Genomic DNA, 23,765 nt, shown 5'->3' on the forward strand with positions numbered 1-23,765 from the left:
CTTTATCCATTTCGCTTGAAAGAAAGTTCAACTTCACTGAAAAATAAACTCGACGGGGCTTTAACCAGAGCCCTTTATCGCGCCATTAAAGGCCGGTTTTCTTGAGGCTCCCGATATACGACCGGCAAGGCCGCCAACAAACCGGCAAAATAGCTTATCTCTATTATCCTGCCCGTGCTTTTTGTGTTTATCGTTTGCTTTTATCATCGCCGCTTGAGCCGAGTAAGACGATTTTAAAATTGCTCCCCTTTAAATGCGGGTGCATCACCGCACTTTTTTGTTTGTCTCCTGTTTCGCTCGTCATTCAGCCGGTTGTTTTGGCATTTTGTGCGGCATCGAGTTCTTCCTCAAGCTCGAAATCTTCTTCGGCTTTCGGGCGGATAAAGCGGCCAAGCAAGAGATAGGTAACAGGTGTCACATAAAGCGTTGCAATGGTTGCAAGGCCAAGCCCGCCCACAATCACAAAGCCTAAAGAAATTCTCGCTTCCGCACCCGCACCGCTTGCAAGAATGAGCGGTACACCGCCAAGAATGGCGCAAATCATTGTCATTGATACCGGCCGCAAACGTATATTGGCAGCATTTTCCACCGCCTCGCGCAAAGTTTGGTTGCGGTTTCTGAGCTGGTCGGCAAATTCGACAATCAGAATACCGTTTTTGGCCATAATACCGACAAGCAGCACCAGCCCGATCTCGCTATAGACGTTAAGGCTTACCCCGCTCACCATCATGGCAAAAACGGCGCTGCCAAGGCCAAGCGGCACTGTTGCCATGACTATGAGGCCGGAAATGAAACTTTCAAATTGTGCGGCAAGAACAAGAAGAATAATGACCAAGGCAAAGCCGAAGACGATAATAAGACCGGAAGAGGTTTCACTCAATGTGGCAGCCTCGGCAAGCGGAATGATATAGCTTCCCGCAGGCAATAGCGGTTTTGCAAGTTCAAGCGCCTGCTCAAAAGCTTCACCGAGTGCAAAACCCGGTGCAAGACTTGCCGTCAAGGCGATAGAGCGCATGCGCGATTCCCGTCCGAGTTCCGGCGGAACCGGCTTTTCTTTAACCGTTGTCACCACCGACATCGGCACGAAACGGTCATCTGCCGTTTTCATGAAAATATTTTCAAGATCGGTCGGGTCATTAACGGGTGTGCTATTCGACACGAGCTTCACATCATAGGAGCGGTCGCCAATATAGACCGAGCCGATTTTGCGCCCGTCAAGCATGGATTGCACGGCATTGGCAAGGCCGGTAATGTCAATACCGAGATCGGTTGCCCTTTCGCGATTAATGTCGATGAACAATTGCGGCTGCGTTGCTTCAACACTTAAGCGCGGCTGGACAAAACGCGGGTCCTCTTGCATTTTTCTGACAAGTTGATCGGCAACCGGCTGGAGTTTGGCATAATCGGTGCCGAGAATTGCAAATTGCAAGCCCTGTCCTGCTCCTCTGATACCGAGTGAATTGCCTTCCGCCGCAATGACACGCACAGCCGGAAAACCCTTCATTATTTGATTGATTTCCTGAACAATTTCCTGCTGGCTGCGGTGACGCTCGCCCCAGGGAGCAAGATTGAGCATGAGAAAACCGTTATTGGACGAGCCGAAAGTGCCTGATACCGCATAGGTATTGATGATTTCGCCCCTTTCTTTGAACGGCAAAAGCGCTTCCTCGATCTTGCGCATTTCATCATTGAGATAATCGACAGAAATTCCTTGGGGCCCGTTAATGCGCAAAAACACCTGTGCGCGGTCTTCCGACGGGGTCAATTCCTGCCGCAAAGTGAGGTAGCCACCCGCACTTAGGATAACAAAGCCGATCGAAAGCAAAACCACAATCCACGGATGGTCAAGAGCACGGTGCAGGCTGCGGGCATAAAAATTCTGTAATGCATGGGCAAATTTCAAAAGCAATGCCGGTTTGGAATGCCCGCCGCTTGGCCTCTCCTGCCCGTTGTTTTCCTGAACGCGCCGGTTTTTTTGAATGTTTAAATTTTCCTCGTTATTGGCAACGGCTCCGGCAGGCTTTTTGACATCTTTCAGAAATCTTGAAGCAAGCATCGGGCAAAGTGTCAAAGCCACAATTGCCGAAAGCAGAATGGCAATTGCCAGCACAAAACCGAATTCACGGAAAAGCCCGCCTGCCTGACCTGGCAAAAAGGAAATTGGTACAAAAACAGCAACGAGGGTGAGCGTTGTTGCAATCACGGCAAAAAACACTTCTCTTGTGCCAATGACCGCCGCAGCCCTCGGCCCTGCGCCAAGATTGCGGTGACGCACAATATTTTCCAGAACGACAATCGCATCGTCAACCACCAGACCGGTTGCAAGAACAAGCGCAAGGAGGGTTAGAATATTAACCGAAAAACCGGCAAGATAAATGGCGGCAAATGTGCCGATCAAGGCGACAGGAATAGAAAGGGCGGGAATGAAAGTGGCGCGCAAATCCCACAAAAACAGAAAAATGATCACCACAACGCTTAAAACCGCAACAATAAGCGCCACCTCGACTTCGTGAATAGCGCCTTTGATGAAGCTTGCATCATCACTCGTTATGGTAATCTGCACACCTTCAGGAAGCGTTTTGTTGAGATTGTCAACAGCCGCTCTTATCCCTTCGGAAATATCGAGTGTGTTTGATTGTGCCTGCCGCACAATACCAAGCCCGACACCGGGTTTGCCATTGACCCGCACAATCGAGGTTTCCACATCCGGCCCCAGAGTGACATTGGCAATATCGCCGATACGGACGCGATTGTTGAGATAGACATTTTCGAATTCTTCCGGCGTGGAGATATTGGCGGTTGCTCTCACCACCAGCGCCTGACTGGAACTTCTGAGCGAACCGGCCGGCGCATCAAGTGCCATATCGGAAAGTGTTTTCGTGACATCGGCAATGGTCAGGCCGTAACTTGCAAGTTTTGCCGGATTAATGTCTATTCTGAAAATCTTGTCACGGTCGCCATTGACCTGCACATCCGCAACACCGGAAACCGCCGAAAGTGTGTCGACAATCTGGTCTTCGGTCAAAACCGTCAAATCATCAACACTCATTGTTGTTGACGTGACCGCAAGGCGCATCACCGCATCGGCATTGGAATCTGCCTTGATAATGCGGGATGAATCGGCATCATCGGGTAAATCATTGGTAACACGCGAAATGGCATCGCGAATATCGGCTGCCGCCACATTAAGATCGACACCGTCATTAAATTCGACCGTTACCCGCGAGCGGGCAAAAGAGGAACGCGAGGAAATGGTTTTGACACCGGAAACACGCGCCACCGCATCTTCAAGTTTCTGGGTGATTTCACGGTCGATTGTTTCAGCCGCCGCGCCATCGAAATCGGTTGAAACGGTTACAACCGGACGGTCGACATCGGGCAATTCGCGCACATCAATGCCCTGAAGTGCGGCAAGTCCCGCCACCATGATGAGCACATTGAGCACAAAAGCCGAAACCGGCCGGCGGATGAAAAGCGCAACCAGCCCACCTTTATCCTTTTCGCGCTCCTTTTCGCGTTCACCGGATTTTTGAGAAGCGCCCGCCATTACCGGTTTGCTCCCTCAGGGGCTTTCTTTTCGTATCCCTTCACTTCGTGAGGTTCACCGGCTGTTTTCTGGGCTTCATCCGGAGTCCCTTCTGCTGCTTTTTCATGGTGTCCACTATTGCCGCCGGATTGAGCAGACCGATTATTCTGATTGCCGAGAGAAGCGCTTTTTCCCGCCTCTTTCACCCCTTCATCCGGCAAAATATCGACGGTACTTTTATCTTGCAGATTTTGGACGCCCTTGGTGACAACAAGATCTCCTTTTTGAAGTGCACCGGTGACCAGCACCGAATCCGCATTGCGCTGGACAATGCCGACACGCACATGCTCCACAACTCCATTTTTTACAGACCAGACATAGGCTCCCTCGGCGTTCCACTGGATTGCAAGCGGGTCGACGGCCGGATAAGGGTCACCCGGAAAAGCAAGAGACACAGAAAAAGACATGCCCGACTGGAGCACACCCGAGGCATTATCGACTTCCGCACGAATGCGCAAAGTGCGGCTTTGCTCGTCAATCATATTGTCAATGGCGCTGATGCGGCCGACAAATTCTTCACCGGGGCGGGCAATTGAGGTCGCTTTCACTTGTTGACCGATTTTGATGAGCGGGGCAAAACGTTCCGGCACCCAAACGTCAATCAGAATATGGTCGCGATTATCAATGCGGGCGATTGTTGTATCGGATGTCACGTAATTTCCCGCGTCAACCGGCAAAATGCCGACAATGCCGCTTACCGGCGCGCGAATTGTGCGGCGGTCGGCCGCAAGCTCGGCATCCCGCAGTGCAAGCCTTGCCTTGTCGAGTGCAAGTTTTGCCGACAATTCCTGCACTTCGGTTGCCGTATTGGAGGCACGCAACTTGACCGTTCTTGCCATGGCCAATTCCGCATCATCGACTTCCACTTTGGCGCGCTCGACGGCGATGTCTTCATTATCGGAATCAAGCTTTGCAACAGGATCGCCGACATTGACGTGCATTCCCGCACTCACATAGAGCTTGTCCATCACACCGCTAGACCAGGGGGTGACGGCAACGGTTGCAAGTGCCCTTCCCGTGCCGATGGCACTTAAACGGTCATTGATGAGTTTTTGGCTTACCGGTTTTACAGCCACCTCGTTATTTTTAGCAGATGAGGAAGACGCATGATCGGCATTTTTTCCGTTCTTTAAACCCTGCCAGACAAACAAGCCGACGATAATGAGACCAATAATGACGATGATGGTAATTTTCGACGGGCGTTTCATCGCGCTGCTTTCATCAAAGGATGAGAAAACCGGACAGATTATTATCCGATACTGTCTTTTGTCACTCTGTTTTTAAAGTCTTCTACAAATTTTAACATTCCTCGGAGTCTTGTGAAACGGAGTTTAGATTATTGCCCCGATTTCAATAAAGTTAATTCATGCAAAATCCGCAATTTTTAGTCCAGTTAATTTTCGGTAATATTAGAACGATCACAAATAGCGAACGCATAGTGCAAAAAACAATTTGTTCTTAATCAAGGATTTTTATAGAGTGAATTAAAATTGCGGGTTTTATGAGGCAAAATTGACTCGTTATAGGTCAAACCGACGCGACATTTTGCCGTGAGGACGGTCGTCAAAAGAGGTTGAATGGCTAAAGAAGAAACAAGCGGTAAACAAGCGCCGACATCGGCAGGCCTGTCGCTTCAACATGAGCATGAACAAATACCGTTCCACCGGCGTATGCGTGTGCGCCTTATATTGCTCATTACGCTTTCGGTCTTCATCACTGAAATTATGGTTTTCATGCCCTCTATTGCCAGCATGCAACAAAGCTGGCTTGAAGACCACCACCAGTCGACCAAAGCCATCAGCATGATTCTGGCTTCGAGCCCCGAAATAACCTTAAGCCCGAGCTTGCAGAAAAATGTTCTGACAGCCACCGACGCATTGGCTATCAGTATTGTTAAAAATAACCAAAGAATTAATTTTGCCACCTCGCCGGATTTGACAAAAGTCAATGAAACAATCAACCTTCCCGATTATAGCGAAACCAAGGCGCTGCTTGACTCTCTCTCGACGCTCTATTTTGGCGGCAATAATATCCTGCTCCTGCGCGGTCCCATTGAAGGGACAGATATTACACTTGAAGTAACAGTTGCAGACGCGAAATTGCGTGAGGCAATGATTGACTTTTCGTGGCATTTTATTGTCATCTCACTTACCATTGCGATTGTTGCGGCAACAACGATTTACTTGATTGTGCATGAACTTCTGGTGCGCCCTTTACAAAATATCTACACCAATATGCTGGATTTTGTGATGGAACCGCATAATCCGAGCAAAATCCTTGTTCCGGAAGCGCGGCGCGATGAACTCGGTATCACGCAGAAACGTATTTCGGTTATCGAAAGCGAATTGCAAAAAAGCTATGCCCACCAGAAACATCTTGCCAATCTCGGGCTTGCGGTTTCCAAAATCAATCATGATATGAGGAATATTCTGGCTTCCGCACAATTGATGTCGGATCACCTTGCCGATGCAAAAGACCCGATGGTGAAGAAGATCGCGCCAAAACTTATCCGTGCAATCGACCGCGCCGTCACTTATAGCCAGACCGTCATCACTTACGGGCGCACACAGGAAGAAGCACCAAAGCGCAAAACACTTCTTCTTCACGATCTTGTCGAAGACGTATTTGAATCGCTCACTCTTCCAGGTTCCGATCAGGTCGAATTTATTGATTCCGTCCCTTTTGATATGACCATTGATGCGGATGAAGAACAGCTCCACCGTGTCATCACCAATTTATGCCGCAATGCCGTTCAGGCAATGGTGGAGCGGGAAGACAGCGAAAAGTTCCAGAAAAAACTCACCATTAGCGGGCACCGAATCGACAATGTGGCCGTTATCGACGTCGTGGACACCGGCCCCGGTTTGCCGGCAAAGGCAAAAGAACATCTGTTTTCACCCTTTCAGGGGTCAACCCGCCGCAATGGTTCGGGTTTGGGGCTGACGATATGCGAAGAGCTTATCCACGCTCTTGGTGGCACAATTACACTCATCGAGGACGAACAGGAAGGCGCACATTTTGAAATCCGCGTTCCCGATCTCCCCTCACATAGCGAAGAATGAGAAAGAAAGCGAAAAATAACAGGGAACCGAAAAATGACAGGGGAGCGAAAAACTAAGCCGGAACAGTGATTTATTGCTTTTATGACAACAAATCATCATGGCTTTCACGAAGCCTTGCGATGTTAGAAAGCTTCACTCTATCGTTTTGCCATTATGAAACGCCAATAACGAATTTTTGCTTCCAACCTGCGAAAGGCTGGAATTTCTAGTTTATATGGGCGAATGAACAACAAGAATGAACAAAAAAATAAAATCTTCTCTTGCATTTCTTTCGCGAACCAATTAGGAAACCGCTTGTCAGTCGATTGAAGATATTCGAAACCGGATGTCGACGAGGAGACTGGCTGGAAACATCATTTCGGTGGTTTTCAAAAGTGCACCCGTAGCTCAGCTGGATAGAGCACCAGACTACGAATCTGGGGGTCAGGAGTTCGAATCTCTTCGGGTGCGCCATTTAATCTCCCAATAAATTCAAATAATTATCGAATATATTATCTTGATAAAAATATCATTTGTTTTTATCGAAAATTGATTAGGAGCACGCTGGGTACAACTTTCTATTTTGTCATGCGCATTTAAAATGGAACTATTGCCGTTAGATAAGCCACTTCCAACAGCTCATCTGCGGCGTTGTGCAATGTCGAAAATAGTTGGATTTTATTTCAATCGTCACATATGGAAGCACCAATTTCGCGCACGTTAAGCCTGTAGCCCCTTGCCCAAAGGATCCAGAACCAACAGTTCTCTAACTTCAAATAATCTTTTCGTAATATTGACTGGATTTTGCAGCCATATGCAACTTTTTGATAACGTTTTTACAATGTTTTTGCCAAAATTGGTAACGGCGAAAAAGCAACAATTTCGACGTCGTATAATGGCGGCATATTAGCACCAAAAATATCAAAACGATTTCGCAATTGACCGGAAACTACATGCCTTAATAAAACGCGCCCATCTGCCAGCCAGACGATATTGTTTCGCTTCAACATCATTGTTGTCGGGCCCTCTCGTTTTTCCAACGCGACCGCAATAGAATCAGAAAAGATAGTAGCCGGATTGTTTTTTATATCATAGACCAGCCCATAGCTCCCGGCAGGCGTTTTTATGTCTGTATGAACTGTTTTGAAATGCCTAGCTTCATAAAAATGAACAGCAAAGTTATCGTCAATCGAACCCCGAATATCTAACTTTTCGTTCGCTTCCATATCTTTTAAAGCAGACAGAAAATTGTAGGTCCGCCCGCCGAGTTTTTCAGCGAGATCAAATGGCGAAACTTTCAATACTTCCGCCATCTTTATCAAATTTTCCTGTTGGATGTTTCGTTGCCCCTGCAGCACAAGCGTAATTAATGTACGTTGCATCATTCCGCTTTTCCGCCCTAGCTCGGCATACGAGCGTATGCCCGCTGCCTTCATTTGTTCTTTAACCCAATTGACATCTACCTCATTATCGATCTTCTTCATTTTCTTACCTATGTTTAAAAATTACTGCCAATTATTCAAACAAGTACCTAAAAGTGTCGTCGTGCCCATTGCGCTTAATTTTCCTTGGCACATTTTTCATTAAATAATGATAAAATAATTGTCTACATACTGTCAACAAGTATAAAATTTAATTTTTAAAATTTAAACAAAATAAATAAAATTTGTGAATTTTATGTTCACATTTCGAAATTTTATAATTTGTCATATAAAATTATTTAGATAATTATGAACATACAATTTTCCATTCAAGAATAAGTTCTTATTAAAATTATATATAACAAAGCCAAATTGATATTTTTTAAAAAATTAAAAATCTGGCTGTTGCCCGTGATGCCCGTGAGAAGATTGCAAAACTTTCCGGTCCATTGGTTCTGATACATACGGCATTGACTATTAAACGCGATGGCAATGACAACGCCCATTGCCTGAGCTACTTGTCGGAGGACGTTTCAACTTCCGCCAATTCAGCCTCGGCAAGTGGCACGTGAGCCTGAAAGCTTGTCTCACACCTTAACGCATTAGGTTTTGCGGCCAAACTCAGCGAAAATCTGGAAGCCGATGTTAAAGAAGCAGATATTATAACGTCGGCAACTTTATCGACAGAGCCGATTATCAACGGTGACTGGCTTCAAGAAGGCACGCATGTGGATCTCATTGGTGCTTTTACACCAAAAATGAGAGAATCCGATGATCTCACAATCAAGAAGAGTAAGGTTTATATCGACACTGAAGAAGCATTTGATGAAGCAGGCGATATTGTACAGCCTTTAAAAAGTGGCATTATCAATAAAACCCATATCAAAGCAACATTAACAGATTTGATAAGGGGTAACGCAAAGGGACGCGTCAATGATCGGGACATAACGCTTTTTAAAGCCGTAGGGACCCGGATTGGCTGATTTGGTTGCAGCCCGACTGGTTTATAATTCTGCAACAAAACGGTAGAAAAAACGGACGAAACCTAGTTTTGTCTTCCTAAAGCATTTTAATTTATTCTTTTGTTACACAAAGATGTTTCTTGAATAAATTTTTGTGCAATAAATTGTTGTTTGACTATGTTACACTCCATAAAGATTAAACTTATCAACCCAACCGAGAGAAAAGCCAATGCGTAAGTCTCTTATTTTGGCACCACTGTTGGTGCTTTTGGGCGGCTGTTGGTTTTCAACCAATATCCCTGCTAAAATACAGGAAGCATGGCGAGGTCGGCCAATCAGTGATTTACAAAAAGCCATCGGGCCAGGTGGTGGTTTCAGCGTGGATGAAAAGGGCGAAAAATATTATTACCGACAAAAAGAAGGCAACTTCTTGGTAACTGGTTCAGGCAGTCCGCTCGGGGGCTATGTTACTAAATCATGTGAATTGCGCGTATATGTTGATAATGAGGACAAGATCACAAGATTTGTCACTTATAATAAAGGACTGAATTGCGCCCATTATAGTTCGGATTTGAAATAGTGGGGTTATCTACATTTATAAGGGCTTTCACTCTTTAATTCTTTTCCGCTATGAATATCCGTAATGTGGACGGTGGCTCCAGGGTTGTTGGCGCAAATTGCATTTCTCATCGTATAAATCATGCGTCCTTCAGCATAAATTTCAGACTTTTCCATAATCGGCTTACCTGCTTGATCGACTGCGGTGACTTTGTAGTCACCGCTCATTGTCAAACAACCACTTATGAAGATAGTCGCCATAGAGATTGATGCGATACCGATTGTTTTCATTTTCATCATGTTTTCTCCTGATTAGGGCTCACATACTGGCAGATGCTCGTCTTTCCATTCTTTGCAATAAGCACTATTCACTCTTCTCGAAACACTGCGGGATGGAATAACCGCATTCGGTTGACAAGCAGGTAGGTTTTGGTTCCTGTATGTATAACAGGCGGCATCTCTGCCTACACGTTCTATGACTCTAAAACCAGACTTTCCATACATGATGTGTACTCTACCGCCTGGTTATCTGTTAAGTCATAACCTTGCCATGTGACATAATAAGGTGCAGGATACCCACATTCCATGAGGGCTTTTTTGACCTCTAATTCATCAGCACCTCTTTTGACATAAAGATCGTGGATTGGCCCCGGTGGGTTATCCAAGTGACCAAGACTACAACCTGGCAAAATAGATATCAGAAGAATAGTGGTCATTTTTCTATAAATCATAACCTATCCCCCCTGCTCGCACGTGTAAGCCTTGTGATGGACCAAATGCGCCGCCACCAGATTAACCAGAGCCTTAACAGCTATGGATAGAAAAGCCACGCTTTCCATCAAAACCATCAAACATATTAACCCGTCCCAACAGCATATCACTACCGGAAGGCACCTGCCACGTCACGGCCGGATTTCCACAATATTAAAATAACATTTTTCTTTGCATTGCTTGCCGAATGGAAAAGATGAATGTCCTTATCAACCATCGTATTATTTATAGGCACCAGGTGTTATAAATATTGGAAGCTTGGAACCATGATATTTTGTATAGCTTTGACACGGAATTTTTGCAGATATACCCTGTCCTCTACAGCCTTTATCTTCCACGCAAAAATCACTACTCAGTGCATAATTCATACCGACGTCAGCAGATAGGGATAAACTTTGTAACCGGATTGCCGGCTTCAAGGTAATAGCCCGCCGGTATATTGTTTCTATACTCTCTTTCTTCATAAGTTTGGCAACATGCAGTCGCGTGACTTCATCGCGCTAAAGTCACCACCATGAATGTATCTCGTCTTTAAGGGGTTAAGTCTTTGCCCAAGTACAACTTTATTCTGACAACGCCTCTAAAGGCCATAAAAATAATTCAGGGTTATGGGTGATATGTCACATGACACCCTAGTCGTTCACAAAGCTTTTCGCTTTTTTTTACCATAGCCGGTTTTTCTTGAGACGACGTCGCAGTGGTTTGTTGACAAGCGGTGAGGAAGAGACCCGAAACGATGAAAACAAATATAGTTATTGCAAAGTTTTTCATTTTAACAACAGCCCTAATAAAGACAATTTTTCTACATGCTGAATAAATTAAAAACCAACCGATAACAACTGTTTTACTTTAGCGCGTCTTTAAAACCAAAAGCGCAATTAGCTCCTCTCGAATAAGTATCCAGCCTTGTAATTTTGCCGTGGTCGTCATAGAACGCGCGGGTTTCACAATAAGCTAACTCAGATCCTGTAGGTGTACTTTTTTGAAAAGATTGTTCCCAGTATATATATTTTTCTCCCTTTTTATTTTGTGCGGCATGGAATGGGCCTAACCGGTTGATGATATTTTCAATAGGTTGCCCACGCCATTTATCTTGAATTTCCTGACTAAAGTTGAGAGAAAGCCAACAGCCACTCAGCATAAAGACGACACATAAAAGAGAGAGAAATTTTTTCATTGAATCCTCACCTTGGATTATTTTTTGATAATATCATTTTCATGCATGGACGCCACTTGCAAGAACTTTCACTTTTTATCTCATTGCCCTTATCGGCATCAGTAATGCGCAAAGCCTCGTCTTTATGGCTCGAACAAACGCATTGCACACTCGACAAATACCATAACCGTGGACAGAATATTGAATTCTACTTGTTATTTCTTTTCAATTGGCGTCATAAGCCTCAAAATAGTAATTAACGCTCAATGCCAAACAACCGCGAACCTTTATCCCTAACTGAATGGTCAGCGGTCGTTTTTTTCATTTCAATTTCCTCAAAAAATATACGAATTGTAAAATACAATTTATACTTTTTTAATAAGCGCCTCTCGCCTCACAAATGGGAACTTTTGGATTACGAAAGTTTCTACAAGACTTTATCGCTCTGGTTCCATCCTTAGGCAAATATCCTTGATCTTCCATACAAAACAATTTTTGAAAGACGATATTCTCTCTAACATGTATGTCAAGTTTTGGATCATCTTGATAACGTTCGTCACATTTGTCATATGCTTCAGATATTTCTTCCGGTGTTGCACCTGGCTTTTGATACCATTGACTAGCAGATGGTGGGCCGTGATCTATATAACCAGGCTTAAACACACCACAACCACTAAAAACACTTAATGAAGACAAGCATAGTAATAGAACAATTTTTTTCTTCATATTTGTTTCCACATTTTTAAACGAGCGTCCTTAAACTTTTGTATTTGTAGATATTACAGAATTATAATTATCGCCACAACCAAGCTGTTGGTCTCTAGCAGCTATGAATAGAGAAACCACGCTTCCCATCAAAACCGCCAAACATATTAAGCCATTACAACAGCATACTACTACCAGAAGCACCCACATCGTGGCCGAATTGCCACCAATGAGCAGACCAACAAAATCCCGATTATGAAGTTACAAAGTCATTTCATCTTTTTTACCTACACTCAATTTGTTCAATAAATTGACAGTTGGTTATGCATGAGCTGCTGGGCCAAAGCTCAATAATTACTCCATTATTTTAATTATAAGCGCCCCTCGCCTCACAAATAGGAACTTTTGGATTATGAAAGTTTTTACACGCATCTATCGCTCTGGTTCCACTCTTTGGAAAATATCCTTGATCTTCCATACAAAACCTTTGTTTAAAAATGTTATTCTGTCTAACATTTGGGTCAAGTTTTGGATCATCTGGATAGCGTTCTTCACATTTGTCACTTGCTTCAGCTATTTCTTCCGGTGTTGCGCCTGGCTTTTGAAACCATGCAGCACGAGATGGTGGGCCGTGATCTACATAACCAGGCTTAAACACACCACAACCACTAAAAACACTTAATGACGACAAGCATAGTAATGTAATAATTTTATTCTTCATTTTTGTTTCCACATTTTAAAACGAGCGTCCTTGAGCTTTGATAATTTTAGATTTTGCAGAACCATACATATCACCACAACCTCGCTTCCCAAGACCATAACAACTATGAACAGAAAAGTCTTTGCCATCAAAACCAAACATACCGCCAATTGCTTTTAATTGGTTATAACCTTCGGGTGCCTCATACATTGTTGCAGGATTGCCACCAATGAGCAGACCAACAAAATCATACTTATGACGTTGCAGCTCAACACTATATTTGTTTCCATTACTTAATTTATTTAATAGATCAGCTGTTTTTTCACGCATTGGAGAGAGGTCCATAATAATGAACATCAGTATTGGATAGAACGCCTGTTTCTCCACGTTTATCAAGTGCTGCCATTGCATTAAACCATGTCATTGAACCTCGGCTATGCCCATAAATTTCTAGACCTTGCGAGCCATATCGTTCAGCATAATCTATCATAGCGGCACCCGATTTTGTCATACCCCGAAATTCATTTTCGGGTATTTCCTGATAATCAGAAACCATTATTTCAGGGCTAAACGAATTGGTTTTTTGGAAAAAACGGAAATATATAGAAGCATCAACAGCACCAGTACGCTGATGAGCATATTTGGCTGACAAATGAAGTTACAATTATTTTGATTCCGAAGGCTGATTGCAGCATCTCTATTCGGTTATGAAACGCAATTAATCGTATAGGAAACGAATTGACTATGTTAAACGTGAGTGAGGCCAACTAAAACCCGCCTGACTAAAAAACTCAATGAGGTTTCCCATCAGTTAGGTATCCAGTAATTATCTCTTTTTATCCCATGTTTCTTATCATATTCATACAACGCAGGATTTACTATATATGTAAGTTTGTTCAAATTTTCTATAGTCGGGCATCTAACGCTTCCTGATTCAAGAATATCTTCCTCATAATAAATGCTTTGAATGATATCTTGTTCATTCGTCTTTGCTACAACCCTACATGTATCTCTATTAGATCTTTTCATATCAGTTGATCCTATATTGCTCTGATTAACTGATGCATAAACCCATTTTTCTTCTCCCCATACCCAAATACCTAAACGTTGGTCATCCGGGCTACCCAAGTAGCGGTTTAAGGTTGAGGCAGGTTTACCCACAAAAGTTTGCAATATATCACGTTCGCTATCTGGTCTAGGACGATCTGGGTATTGAGACTCAAATCTGCTGTGGTGAGCTCCACATCCATACAGCACAACAATTGCCAGTAGGTTCATAAATAAGTTTTTATAATACATTATAGCCTCAATCTATTCTGAAGATCCTTATATAGGGGCTTCGAGATTATTGACCATTCAATTTCTGGCATTTTCATAAACGTATTTCAGATGAATTTTTCAGCATTTATTTCCTTATGTTTTTTAAGTGCCTCTGAAAAACTCAGGTCATTTTGAATAATTTCCTTAGCCAGTTGTGCAGCCTTTTCATAGCCTATTTGTTGTGACATGGCCGTGACCATTGCTGTGCTCGATTCCAAAAATTCAAGACAGACATTTTTGTTCGCGGTTATCCCTGCAACGCATTTTTCAGCAAGTGTATGAATGGCATTAGACATGAATTCCATTGATTCCAGAATTTTGAACGCAATGATCGGCTCCATCGCGTTGAGCTGCAATTGTCCGGCTTCAGCGGCAAGTGTGATGGTCTGGTCATTGCCCATGACCAGAAAAGCCGTTTGATTGGCGACCTCTGGAATGACGGGATTGATTTTACCGGGCATGATGGATGATCCGGGTTGCATTGCCGGAAGGTTGATTTCATGGAGACCGCCGCGTGGACCGCTTGAAAGCAAACGCAGGTCATTACATATTTTCGATAAATTGATTGCAGTCCGTTTCAAAGCACCTGAAATCGAAACAAAAGCGCCCATATCCCAACTTGCCGCGATTTTATCCGGTGTCTGCTCGAGTGTTAACCCTGTTGCTTCAGACAGTTCTTCCACAATTGATTTTTGATATTCGGGCTTCGCATTGATGCCGGTTCCAATGGCTGTTCCGCCAAGATTGACTTTTTGAACGAGTAAAACGGCTTGTTTGATGAGGCTGATGTCTTGCTCGAGTGTAGAAGCGAAAGCCTGAAACTCTTCACCCAGCGTCATAGGAACGGCGTCCTGCAATTGTGTGCGTCCAACCTTCTTTATGTCTTTGAACTCGACGCCTTTTTCCTTGAACCTCGCACATAAAACAGAAATGGATTTCACCAGTCTTTCATGAGTGAACAAGATGGCCAGACGCACGGCTGTCGGATAAACGTCGTTTGTCGACTGTGACATGTTGACATCATCATTGGGATGAAGTGCCTGATATTGTCCCCTCTTTTTGCCCATGATCTCAAGGCCGCGATTGGCGATGACCTCATTCATATTCATGTTGGTGGATGTGCCGGCTCCCCCTTGGATAAGGTCAATAGGAAACTGGTCGAGATGATCGCCCTTGATGATTTCGTCACAAACCTGACAAATAATTTCTCCCTTTTTTCGATCAAGCAGTCCAAGACGCATATTCACTTTCGCTGCCGACCACTTGATATAGGCGAGACTTTTAATCAAATCGGGAAAACGGCTAATGGGTTGTCCTGAAATCGGGAAGTTGTTTATTGCTCTCGTTGTCTGAGCCCCGTAATAGGCAGTGGCAGGTACAGTGACAGTTCCCAATGTATCCGTTTCAGTTCGTAATTGTAGTGTCATGATAATAGCTCTTTTTAGTGAACGATCTGGCTTAAAAACTCGCGCGCACGGTCGGTTTTCGGTGATTTAAAAAATGTTTCAGCTATGTTTTTTTCAATGATTTCGGCGTAATCCGTAAATACAATATGGTCGGCAACCTTTCGGCGAGCAAAGCCCGTTTCGGGATCAAGAACCGGACCGATAACTCTCTGTCTTACGTCTTCTACACAGCGTAGAATTTCTTGTGCTACGAGGTTGGCAACAATTCGGTTAGTTTTATCCAGTGGCCGTTCCGGTTCTTCTGAAATTTCAGTGGTAGAGACAGCTCTGAGAGAACTGGCAACATAATCCAAAACAGCAAACATTCGTTCGAAGGGTTTGTCCGTATTTTTGATCACCGAATAGATCCTCCACCCAAATAAATCCGAATTAGCACATTTCGAAGAGAAATACGACTTCTGAATCTTCTATTGGTCGTCGTCTGTTTATAAGGTGCGAGACGATCTTGCTATCTTCACTTATCAACCCGATCTTCGCTTTTCATCCCGCTCCTTGGCAAAAGTCCGAGACAGATTTTCTCATGCACATTCACCCGCTTACCTCAACCGTCGAGTTCGAACAGATCAACACTTCTGCACAATCCTTGCGCGGCACCAAAGCCTATTTTGAACAGATATTACCAAAAGATCTTAAGCGTTTGTCGGGGCGCATGGCGGTTAAGTCTAATCAAATCTGTTTCCGAACAAGCCCGAGCACGTGTTCACACTTACCATCAAAAAATTGTTTATGTTGACATGTTACAGCGTGAGGAATCCCGATCGCTCCCGAACAATAGCAAGTCATTCCTATATCATCGCCCGAAAACCAGTAAGTCCAAGATACGATCGGACAACTTCCATCTTCAAATGAGAAATGAAGTTTGCGTCGACAATTCTGATATTTTCACGTCTTTCAATGTTTGTTAGATCAAGTCTGGCTATCCGCAATACTTGAAGAAAACGCAAATTTCTCGGTTGATCCACCAAGTATATCAAAATGTATTTTTCTATTAATCGGAACGGGTCTTAAAAATAAACTATCGAGTGCTAAAAATGAATAATTCGTGCAAAACAAAATTCAACAAAATAAAAACAACGTATTTTTTATAAATTTTATCGTCTCAATACCATTCCACAATGCTTTTAACGTCTTCATGGAAAGAATTTAATCAAAAGCTTTTATAGACCTTTTGCTCAAACGCTGGTCATTTCTGTTTCAAGATAGATCTCGTCTCTATCCTGATTAAGCGCTTAAAGCTTTAGAAAAGAAATGACCAGCGCCTCAACTAAAATCCGTAAAATTACTTACGAGTTCCTTTACTCAACTGTTCGACATTGTCCTTAATAGAGGTCACTGCCGCATAGAAATGGCAAGTCTGTTCATTCCATTCATCAGCGATATTGCAAATGTAAGGTCTGATATTTCTTTGTCACTAAAGACCTTTTTTAATGCCTCGTAGGACTCGTCATCGGCGTGGCTTGTCGATATGTTGGTTAACTGCTCTGCCCAGTTCAGCGCTGCTCGTTCTTTTTCAGAATATTGGTCACTCACACGCCATCCCGCCACTTCCGCTATGCGGCGCTGTGTTTCACCATCTTTTAGCAGGGAATTTGTATGGAGATTGAGGCAATATGCGCATCCATTGATTTGAGAAACTCTGAGATAGACCAGTTCAATCAATTTTTGTTCTACAACGCTTTTTTCCAACGCGACTTTCACGGCTCTAAAACCACTCATGAGCTCCGGTGACAAGTCAAAATATTTCAATCTGAGATTTTTCATATTCTCTTCTCCTTATTCTCATTATTGTCTTCAAAATATATTAATAACGAAAGTGCAAAACAAACTATAACATTAAAATTAATCATCATTTTTATACTTTGAAAAAATGACATACTTATAATAAATAATATTAATATAAATATATTTGCAATGTTAATGAATTTGTTCTTTACGTTGATAATACATGATAAAGCGATAACTGCTTCTAAAACTGTGACCACCCAGCCAATAACAGGAATCATGTTTTCCGGAGCCCAGGGACACAGGATTGAGACATGTTTAAAAAATTGGGTCATCGAGCCCCATGAAACACCTGTTTCACCGAAATGGCCCCAAAAACCGAAACGGTCAAATACAGCCGAAAGATAGCTGATAGCTAAACTTACTTTAGCAAAATATATTCTCCCTTTAGCAAAAAAAATGCCCCGCCTTTGCGTAGACGATTTGCCAAAGTCAAACATGCTTCACCATTCTCAAATTCTGTGAATGAGACAATGTCGCAAACCCTTTGACTGCGATAGGGACATATCGGGACAATTTGATAGTGACATTCGAATTTTGGTTTCGAACACAAAGAATGCATTGTAGGGGTATGTCATCAGAACAAACGTAAAGATCTGTTTCTTGTCTTTTTGACCTCGAGCGCTGTCATGGAAATTATGAATCCACATGCCTACAGATTTTATTCTCTGCTCGTCCTTCTTTATTTTTCCGATATGGTGTTGTTGCTTTCCAATATCTGGAACTCTCTTCGGGTTACAAATTCACCATTATTCCTTGGCTGCATACTCTCGATAGGCGTGATATTTCCATTAATCTTGAAAAAATTGGCACGTGGTTACGAGCAGAAATCGATAAGTTTAGCCGGCCTTTATCTTCGAAGAATAATTGTATTCGGTTTGATATTGATGAGTAGCCTGTTTGCTATTGCCGACACGTGGATAGGTTTTATCATCACATCGCTTTGCATTGGTTATCTTTCCCTATTGACACTGACAGTATTGGAAGCGGCAAACACAAAGCTTGTCCTTCAGGGACACATCAGCTCGCAAATGGCATCGAGAACGATGCAGACAATCGTTCAGCTCGGTTCCTTTTTCGGAGCGATGGCGAGTGGATATCTGTTATTGTTTCTGAATTATAATAAGCTGATTACGCTGATATGCATTTTCGACATCATCGTCAGCGCAACAGCACGATTTATTTTTTCCGAAAAATCCGGACCAACAATCGGGGAAGCAAATCGACCAGCACATTTCTCAGGAAAGCCTCTCGCCAGAAGTCTGATTTATCTTTGTATCGTCATTGCCTTGGTGGGGCTTCATATTAGCGCATTCAACGTCCTTACACCGATCATTTTTCAAAAAGTAAAAAATTTGAACAGCGAATATTTTGGCTTATGCAGTGCCGTAGCTGGCCTTGGCGCTTTCTCGGCAGCCTTTATCAACATCGGCTGGTTCCGGTTTTTGATACCGGCAATCGTTCTCCTTCTCGCTGATTTGATTTTTACTCTTTCCTGGCATCCCTATATGGCGATCGTGGCATGTTTATTTATCGGTTTTTCGATAAACACGATACGCATTCACGCACGTAAAACCATCATTGATAAGACCAGCAATGATAGCGAGGCCGATCAGGTCAGTAGCGTTAGTGCGCTTATGTATACTTTAGCGCAGTCCATCGGGCCGATGGTTTTTGGCATCCTGACCGGTAAGGCCGTTCTTGGGGCTTATTCGGCAATATATCTTTTTCCGGCTGTCGCCTTGATCATGTTTGTTTGGATAGTCTTCGTTAAACGTTCATCGGGAGCAACGGAATGAATAAAAATTGCGTTATTATTGTTGATCCGATGTCAACCGGTGCTCTTTATGCCCCTTTAATATCGAAACTTGGATATTTGTGTTATTGCGTTCAATCTGACCAAAATCTTCCCCCCAAATTTGCGAATAGTTTTACCGGCGAAGGTTTTTTCGACAAAAATTTATATTCGGCTGATGAAATTAAAAATAAGCTCGGTTCTAACGATGTGTTTGCGGTCTTATGCGGTGCTGAAACGGGTGTCTACTGCACAGAAGCGCTTGCCGATTATTTCGGCGTTCCAGGCAATGATGTGCATCATACAAATTGGCGCCGTAGCAAGATTGACATGCAGAAGCGGCTCAAAATCAATGGCCTAAAACATATCAAGACAATCGAGATTACTCGGGAAACGACGGATTTTCCTATATTTTCATCTCCAACCGGATATGTATTAAAACCGAATGAATCCTGTTTAACCGATGATGTTCTGTTTTTTGAAAACCCTGATGACGTAAAGCAGCACATCAAAGAAATCGACTGGGATAGAACAAATGCTGTTGGCCAGAAAAACACGTCATTTCTCTTACAAGAAAGACTGACGGGCGATGAATATGTCGTTGATCTCGTTTCCTTCAAAGGAGTGACAAAAGTTTGTAGTCTATGCCGGTACAGAAAAGGAACGCATAATAACAGCCATTTTGTTTATGAAGCGCTGGAGGTTCTGGACCTGACAATCAAGGACTATGCGCCATTATTGTCCTATGCTGTCGAGTGCATCAAAGCTGTTGCTATCGAATATGGGCCGGCTCATCTGGAACTTATATGGACAAAGACAGGTCCGGTGATGGTTGAAGTCGGAGCGAGATTACACGGCGGCATTGCCCCGCTTTTGTTCAACGAGTGCTATAGTAACGGATTGCTCGAGACGGCCGTTTCTGTATGCTCGGATAACTTCAATTCAAAACCCGCAATTCTTGAAACAAATGGGCGTATCATCTTTTTGATAAATGAAAAAGCGGATAGACATGTCAGCGATACGTCACGCTTGATCAGAGATTTCCAATCTATTCCGGGTGTTTCCACTGTAAAACTTTTTTTCGGTGACAATAGTCCAATCCCTTTGACGACCGACTTGGCCAACTGTCCCGGTATCATCACGACCGTTGCAAAAGATCCGGCGAGTTTGGATGTGATCGAGGATAAAATAAGAGCGCTCTTTGCTGCATGAACCACTTCTTTGGCCCAAAAACCTATGGTCCAAGAATGATCGCTTGAATAAGAAAGTTCACTCTGGCACGCGGTAGGCTGTGCTCTTGATGGTGTCTGCTACCGTATTAATAATTCTGCTACCGCATGAAAAATAGAAAACGGCTTTTTCTACGCTTTTTTCACATCACTTTTTCGGCGCGTCTGGATTATAAATCCGACATGTTTTGTTTTCTTTTTTTGAAAAAAGAGATGCAAAAAATATCAAACATGCGTTCATTTTTCTTATGAAAACGACATTGTCCCGCCAACCCCTCTGCCATTCGTTAAACTCATGATGCCGACCTCTTGAAGAATGCCTTTACCGTCAACCGATGACGGGAAACCGGATTGTGATGAGCCGTGGGTCGCCTCGTCATGATTATAATTCGTTTAAGTCAGTAAAATCAAAGTCGGGCAGAAAAATCCGCTCTCGCTCATGTGTAAAGTTTTCGCGCTACTCTTCACCGGTTTGACCCATTCAATGCTAATATATATTCTTTCTAAAATCGATTGTTATGAATGTTTCTGACGGCGAGGAAACGAATGTCAAACGGGCTTAAAAACGTAAAATTGACGGGCACAAGCTATTCGCCCAAGTCGTCCCGCGCAGGAATTGGTGATAGGCTCTACCAAAAGATCATTAATTTAATTGATAGCGGTAGTTTTCAAATAGGACAGCGCGTACCCTCGATCAGGGCTCTTTCGCTTGAACTGGGGGTTGGAAAAAACACTGTGGAAAGCGTATATAGTCGTCTTATTGGCGATGGTTATCTCGTCTCCAGAGGGCCTGCCGGCACATATGTTGCAAGCCATTCCCTCGCCCCTGAAAGCTCGTCAAAAAAGACTAAGACCAATTCCGTAAAACATCGGTCCATTTATGCCGAAGGAACGGCCTTCAAAAAGCTCCAGATCGGTTTACCGGCCATTGATTTATTTCCCGCAAAATACTGGAGTGGTCTTCTCAAGCGAAAGATTGCTGAAACGCATAACTCGTTATTTTATCCCCATTCGACAGGGCTTAAAAAGTTAAAGGAAAGCATTACCCGTTACGTCGGGCTGTCCCGTGGAATCGTTTGCGAACCTGATCAGGTCTTCATTACTAGCGGCTTTCGCGGCGCTTTAAATTTGCTCATGCAAGCTCTTGGTAAACCGCAAGACACAGTATTTTTAGAAGACCCGTGTTTTCCGCCCACTTTGGACATTGTTAGAAGCTCGGGTGCACATATTGTACCCGTTCCTGTCGATCATAACGGAATGCAGATTTCCGATGCTTTGAAAAGCCATCCCGACGTTAAATTTATTATCGTCACAGCCAATCATCAAAGCCCTCTCGGCTACGTTCTGGGAGACGATAATCGAAATACATTATTAGATTGGTCTGAGAAAAATGGTACATTTATAATAGAAGATGATTACGATAGCGAATTCAGATATGACAACAATCCGCTACCGGCTCTCACCAGTCTCAATAATCATAGAAACGCCAATATGATCTATATCGGTAGTTTCAGTAAATTAATTAATCCTGACCTAAGACTAGGCTATTTTATTGTTCCAAAGTATATGGTTCCAAAAATAACCGATTTTTATCAAAGATGGATAGATGGATTTCCAATATTAAATCAATCTGTATTATCCGAATTTATGGATTCTGGTAATTTTGCCAAACATTTGAACAAAATGAGGCTTAATTATAAAAAAAGACAAATGTTTTTACAAAATGCATTGAATAGATATGTTTCCGATATATTCCATGTAAAAAATTTCAATCACGGACTTAATACATTATTGCTATTAAAGAATTGTTTTAAATGTAACGATCTGGCATTAATGAAAATCGCACAAAAAGAAAATTTTGGAATTGGTTGCATTTCAAACCGTCAAATAGAAAGAAGAGATTTGAGCGGATTAATATTATCCTTTTCTAATTTGAAAACCCAAGAAGAGGCATATAAAATAATCTCGGATTTCAATCGGATCATCAGACCATATGTTTCTTCGAAATAAATATTTTTATATTTTAGTATAACTCACATTTATGAATTATTTAAAAAAATCTATTTTGCTTGATGTTTGTTGATATTGCTGCTGTAATTGAAGCGAATTTCTGAAGCTTTCATCTGTCGAAGTGGCTTTTTTTCGATGAGCGTTGTGACCTCATGAGAAGCTTTTCAGTCTCTAAAGCGTGGCTTGATAAAAATTCTGTTTCTCCGATCATTCATGATTTTCATTCATCGTTCAAATGAACAATAATATCTTTCTCGTTTTTGAAAGCTCGATTATACTTGCACTCAACAAAAACAGGAAAGGCGCTAGAATGGACATAACACGTCGACAATTTGCTATCGCCTGTGGTGCAGCTTTCATGGTTAGCCCGACAATTTCGGCAAATACACAAGCCACAGCTTTAAAAAACCCTTTAATCCGTCTTAAAACCGGCCGGATGATCCCGACGCTTGGCATGGGAACATGGACACTTGCAGCCGGTCAACGCCCTCTTAAACAAGAAGAGGAAGCGCTTGCAACCGGTCTTGAACTTGGCATGAATCTGATCGATACCGCCGAACTTTATAGTTCCGGTAAAGCTGAAGAAATGGTTGGCCGTGTTATAAAAAAGGCCGGAACAAAACCTTACGTGGTTTCCAAAGTCATGCCTTCGCACGCAACAAAAGCCGAAGACATTCGCAATGCCTGCAAAAACAGCCTTCAACGCTTGGGATTAAAGCAGATGGATCTTTATCTTTTGCATTGGCGTGGCGGAATTTCAAACCTCAAAACTGTGGTTGATACGTTTGAAGAATTAAAAAGCGAAGGTGCCATTGTCGATTGGGGCGTTTCCAATTTTTCCGTCAATGACATGAATGATCTTTTCAGCCTTGAAAAGGGCGACCAATGCGCAACCAATCAGGTGGAATATTCACTTGTTGACCGCTCTATCGAAGGTGGCCTTCTCGATTGGTCAAAAAATAACGCTATGCCGATTATGGCCTATTCACCGCTTGGTTCCGGCAAGACACCACTTTTGCAAAATGCGGTTTTAAAAGATATTGCGCAAAAACATCAAATGACTGCTGCGGCCGTCGCAATCGGCTGGACAATCCGAAACAATTTTACCATTTCCATTCCCCAATCAGGTTCGCCCGCACATTGCCGTGAAAACAGTGCCGCACTTTCTCTTCATCTTGATGAAGACGATCTTGCAAAACTTGATAAGGCTTTCCCGATTTGAACAAGAAGGTTTACCGTTCTGGACAACAAAGTTCAAGACAA

The 23,765-nt window shown here is 43.1% G+C and carries 20 protein-coding genes, 1 tRNA gene and 1 pseudogene; 8 read left to right on the forward strand and 14 right to left on the reverse strand.

Annotated features, from left to right (window positions below):
* Window positions 1–304: 304 nt before the first annotated feature.
* On the reverse strand, window positions 305–3,547 hold the full coding sequence (locus tag H3S82_RS09430) for an efflux RND transporter permease subunit (RefSeq protein WP_198232755.1): 3,243 nt from the start codon (window positions 3,545–3,547) through the stop codon (window positions 305–307).
* A complete protein-coding gene (locus tag H3S82_RS09435; protein ID WP_198232754.1) occupies window positions 3,547–4,794 on the reverse strand; it encodes an efflux RND transporter periplasmic adaptor subunit in 1,248 nt (415 codons plus the stop codon). Before H3S82_RS09435 ends, H3S82_RS09430 begins: the two co-directional genes overlap by 1 nt.
* A gap of 369 nt (window positions 4,795–5,163) precedes the next feature.
* Here H3S82_RS09435 and H3S82_RS09440 point away from each other — a divergent pair, with 369 nt between their 5' ends.
* Both H3S82_RS09440 and H3S82_RS09445 read left to right on the forward strand, forming a co-directional pair.
* Window positions 5,164–6,648 carry an ATP-binding protein gene (locus tag H3S82_RS09440; RefSeq protein WP_198232753.1) on the forward strand — a complete coding sequence of 495 codons (1,485 nt, stop codon included), beginning with the start codon at window positions 5,164–5,166 and terminating at the stop codon, window positions 6,646–6,648.
* 376 nt (window positions 6,649–7,024) lie between these two features.
* A tRNA-Arg gene (locus H3S82_RS09445) sits at window positions 7,025–7,101 on the forward strand.
* Window positions 7,102–7,463: 362 nt separating this feature from the next.
* Here the strand turns inward: H3S82_RS09445 and H3S82_RS09450 are convergent.
* The gene (locus tag H3S82_RS09450; RefSeq protein WP_077972257.1) at window positions 7,464–8,111 is read right to left on the reverse strand and encodes a helix-turn-helix transcriptional regulator; all 648 of its coding nucleotides are present in this window, start codon (window positions 8,109–8,111) and stop codon (window positions 7,464–7,466) included.
* Window positions 8,112–8,644: 533 nt separating this feature from the next.
* Between H3S82_RS09450 and H3S82_RS09455 the strand changes: the two are divergent.
* Both H3S82_RS09455 and H3S82_RS09460 read left to right on the forward strand, forming a co-directional pair.
* A pseudogene (locus H3S82_RS09455) lies at window positions 8,645–9,031 on the forward strand (ornithine cyclodeaminase family protein); the annotation flags it as partial.
* Between the two features lie 208 nt (window positions 9,032–9,239).
* Window positions 9,240–9,590: a hypothetical protein gene (locus tag H3S82_RS09460; protein ID WP_198232752.1), complete on the forward strand. Its 351-nt coding sequence runs from the start codon at window positions 9,240–9,242 to the stop codon at window positions 9,588–9,590.
* A 5-nt stretch (window positions 9,591–9,595) separates the two neighbouring features.
* On the opposite strand, the gene H3S82_RS09465 is transcribed toward H3S82_RS09460, so the two are convergent.
* The 11 genes from H3S82_RS09465 to H3S82_RS09520 form a co-directional block, all read right to left on the reverse strand.
* Window positions 9,596–9,868 carry a hypothetical protein gene (locus H3S82_RS09465; RefSeq protein WP_198232751.1) on the reverse strand — a complete coding sequence of 91 codons (273 nt, stop codon included), beginning with the start codon at window positions 9,866–9,868 and terminating at the stop codon, window positions 9,596–9,598.
* 1,315 nt (window positions 9,869–11,183) lie between these two features.
* Window positions 11,184–11,516 carry a membrane lipoprotein lipid attachment site-containing protein gene (locus H3S82_RS09475; protein WP_198232750.1) on the reverse strand — a complete coding sequence of 111 codons (333 nt, stop codon included), beginning with the start codon at window positions 11,514–11,516 and terminating at the stop codon, window positions 11,184–11,186.
* A gap of 354 nt (window positions 11,517–11,870) precedes the next feature.
* Window positions 11,871–12,221: a hypothetical protein gene (locus H3S82_RS09480; protein ID WP_198232749.1), complete on the reverse strand. Its 351-nt coding sequence runs from the start codon at window positions 12,219–12,221 to the stop codon at window positions 11,871–11,873.
* A gap of 346 nt (window positions 12,222–12,567) precedes the next feature.
* Window positions 12,568–12,921 carry a hypothetical protein gene (locus H3S82_RS09485; RefSeq protein WP_198232748.1) on the reverse strand — a complete coding sequence of 118 codons (354 nt, stop codon included), beginning with the start codon at window positions 12,919–12,921 and terminating at the stop codon, window positions 12,568–12,570.
* Between the two features lie 15 nt (window positions 12,922–12,936).
* On the reverse strand, window positions 12,937–13,230 hold the full coding sequence (locus H3S82_RS09490) for a hypothetical protein (protein ID WP_198232747.1): 294 nt from the start codon (window positions 13,228–13,230) through the stop codon (window positions 12,937–12,939).
* Window positions 13,223–13,456: a hypothetical protein gene (locus H3S82_RS09495; protein ID WP_198232746.1), complete on the reverse strand. Its 234-nt coding sequence runs from the start codon at window positions 13,454–13,456 to the stop codon at window positions 13,223–13,225. The genes H3S82_RS09490 and H3S82_RS09495 overlap by 8 nt, the downstream gene beginning before the upstream one ends.
* A gap of 251 nt (window positions 13,457–13,707) precedes the next feature.
* The gene (locus H3S82_RS09500; protein WP_198224094.1) at window positions 13,708–14,199 is read right to left on the reverse strand and encodes a hypothetical protein; all 492 of its coding nucleotides are present in this window, start codon (window positions 14,197–14,199) and stop codon (window positions 13,708–13,710) included.
* An 86-nt stretch (window positions 14,200–14,285) separates the two neighbouring features.
* On the reverse strand, window positions 14,286–15,647 hold the full coding sequence (locus H3S82_RS09505; RefSeq protein ID WP_198232745.1) for an aspartate ammonia-lyase: 1,362 nt from the start codon (window positions 15,645–15,647) through the stop codon (window positions 14,286–14,288).
* 14 nt (window positions 15,648–15,661) lie between these two features.
* Window positions 15,662–16,024: a hypothetical protein gene (locus tag H3S82_RS09510; RefSeq protein ID WP_198232744.1), complete on the reverse strand. Its 363-nt coding sequence runs from the start codon at window positions 16,022–16,024 to the stop codon at window positions 15,662–15,664.
* A gap of 991 nt (window positions 16,025–17,015) precedes the next feature.
* Window positions 17,016–17,447, reverse strand: a complete 432-nt coding sequence (locus tag H3S82_RS09515) for a carboxymuconolactone decarboxylase family protein (protein WP_246785262.1) — start codon at window positions 17,445–17,447, stop codon at window positions 17,016–17,018.
* Complete coding sequence (locus H3S82_RS09520; protein WP_198232743.1) at window positions 17,444–17,908, reverse strand: hypothetical protein; 465 nt, start codon at window positions 17,906–17,908, stop codon at window positions 17,444–17,446. Before H3S82_RS09520 ends, H3S82_RS09515 begins: the two co-directional genes overlap by 4 nt.
* Before the next feature lie 189 nt (window positions 17,909–18,097).
* Here H3S82_RS09520 and H3S82_RS09525 point away from each other — a divergent pair, with 189 nt between their 5' ends.
* The 4 genes from H3S82_RS09525 (at window position 18,098) to H3S82_RS09540 (ending at window position 23,724) form a co-directional block, all read left to right on the forward strand.
* Window positions 18,098–19,267 (forward strand): hypothetical protein, encoded by a 1,170-nt coding sequence (locus H3S82_RS09525; protein ID WP_246785263.1) that lies wholly within the window; start codon window positions 18,098–18,100, stop codon window positions 19,265–19,267.
* Complete coding sequence (locus H3S82_RS09530) at window positions 19,264–20,475, forward strand: ATP-grasp domain-containing protein (protein ID WP_198232742.1); 1,212 nt, start codon at window positions 19,264–19,266, stop codon at window positions 20,473–20,475. Before H3S82_RS09525 ends, H3S82_RS09530 begins: the two co-directional genes overlap by 4 nt.
* A gap of 563 nt (window positions 20,476–21,038) precedes the next feature.
* The gene (locus H3S82_RS09535; RefSeq protein ID WP_198232741.1) at window positions 21,039–22,502 is read left to right on the forward strand and encodes a PLP-dependent aminotransferase family protein; all 1,464 of its coding nucleotides are present in this window, start codon (window positions 21,039–21,041) and stop codon (window positions 22,500–22,502) included.
* A gap of 310 nt (window positions 22,503–22,812) precedes the next feature.
* Window positions 22,813–23,724 carry an aldo/keto reductase gene (locus H3S82_RS09540; protein ID WP_198232740.1) on the forward strand — a complete coding sequence of 304 codons (912 nt, stop codon included), beginning with the start codon at window positions 22,813–22,815 and terminating at the stop codon, window positions 23,722–23,724.
* Window positions 23,725–23,765 lie beyond the last annotated feature (41 nt).

The sequence above is a fragment of the Bartonella sp. M0192 genome (assembly GCF_016102305.1).
GTDB classification, from domain to species: Bacteria; Pseudomonadota; Alphaproteobacteria; order Rhizobiales; family Rhizobiaceae; genus Bartonella; species Bartonella apihabitans.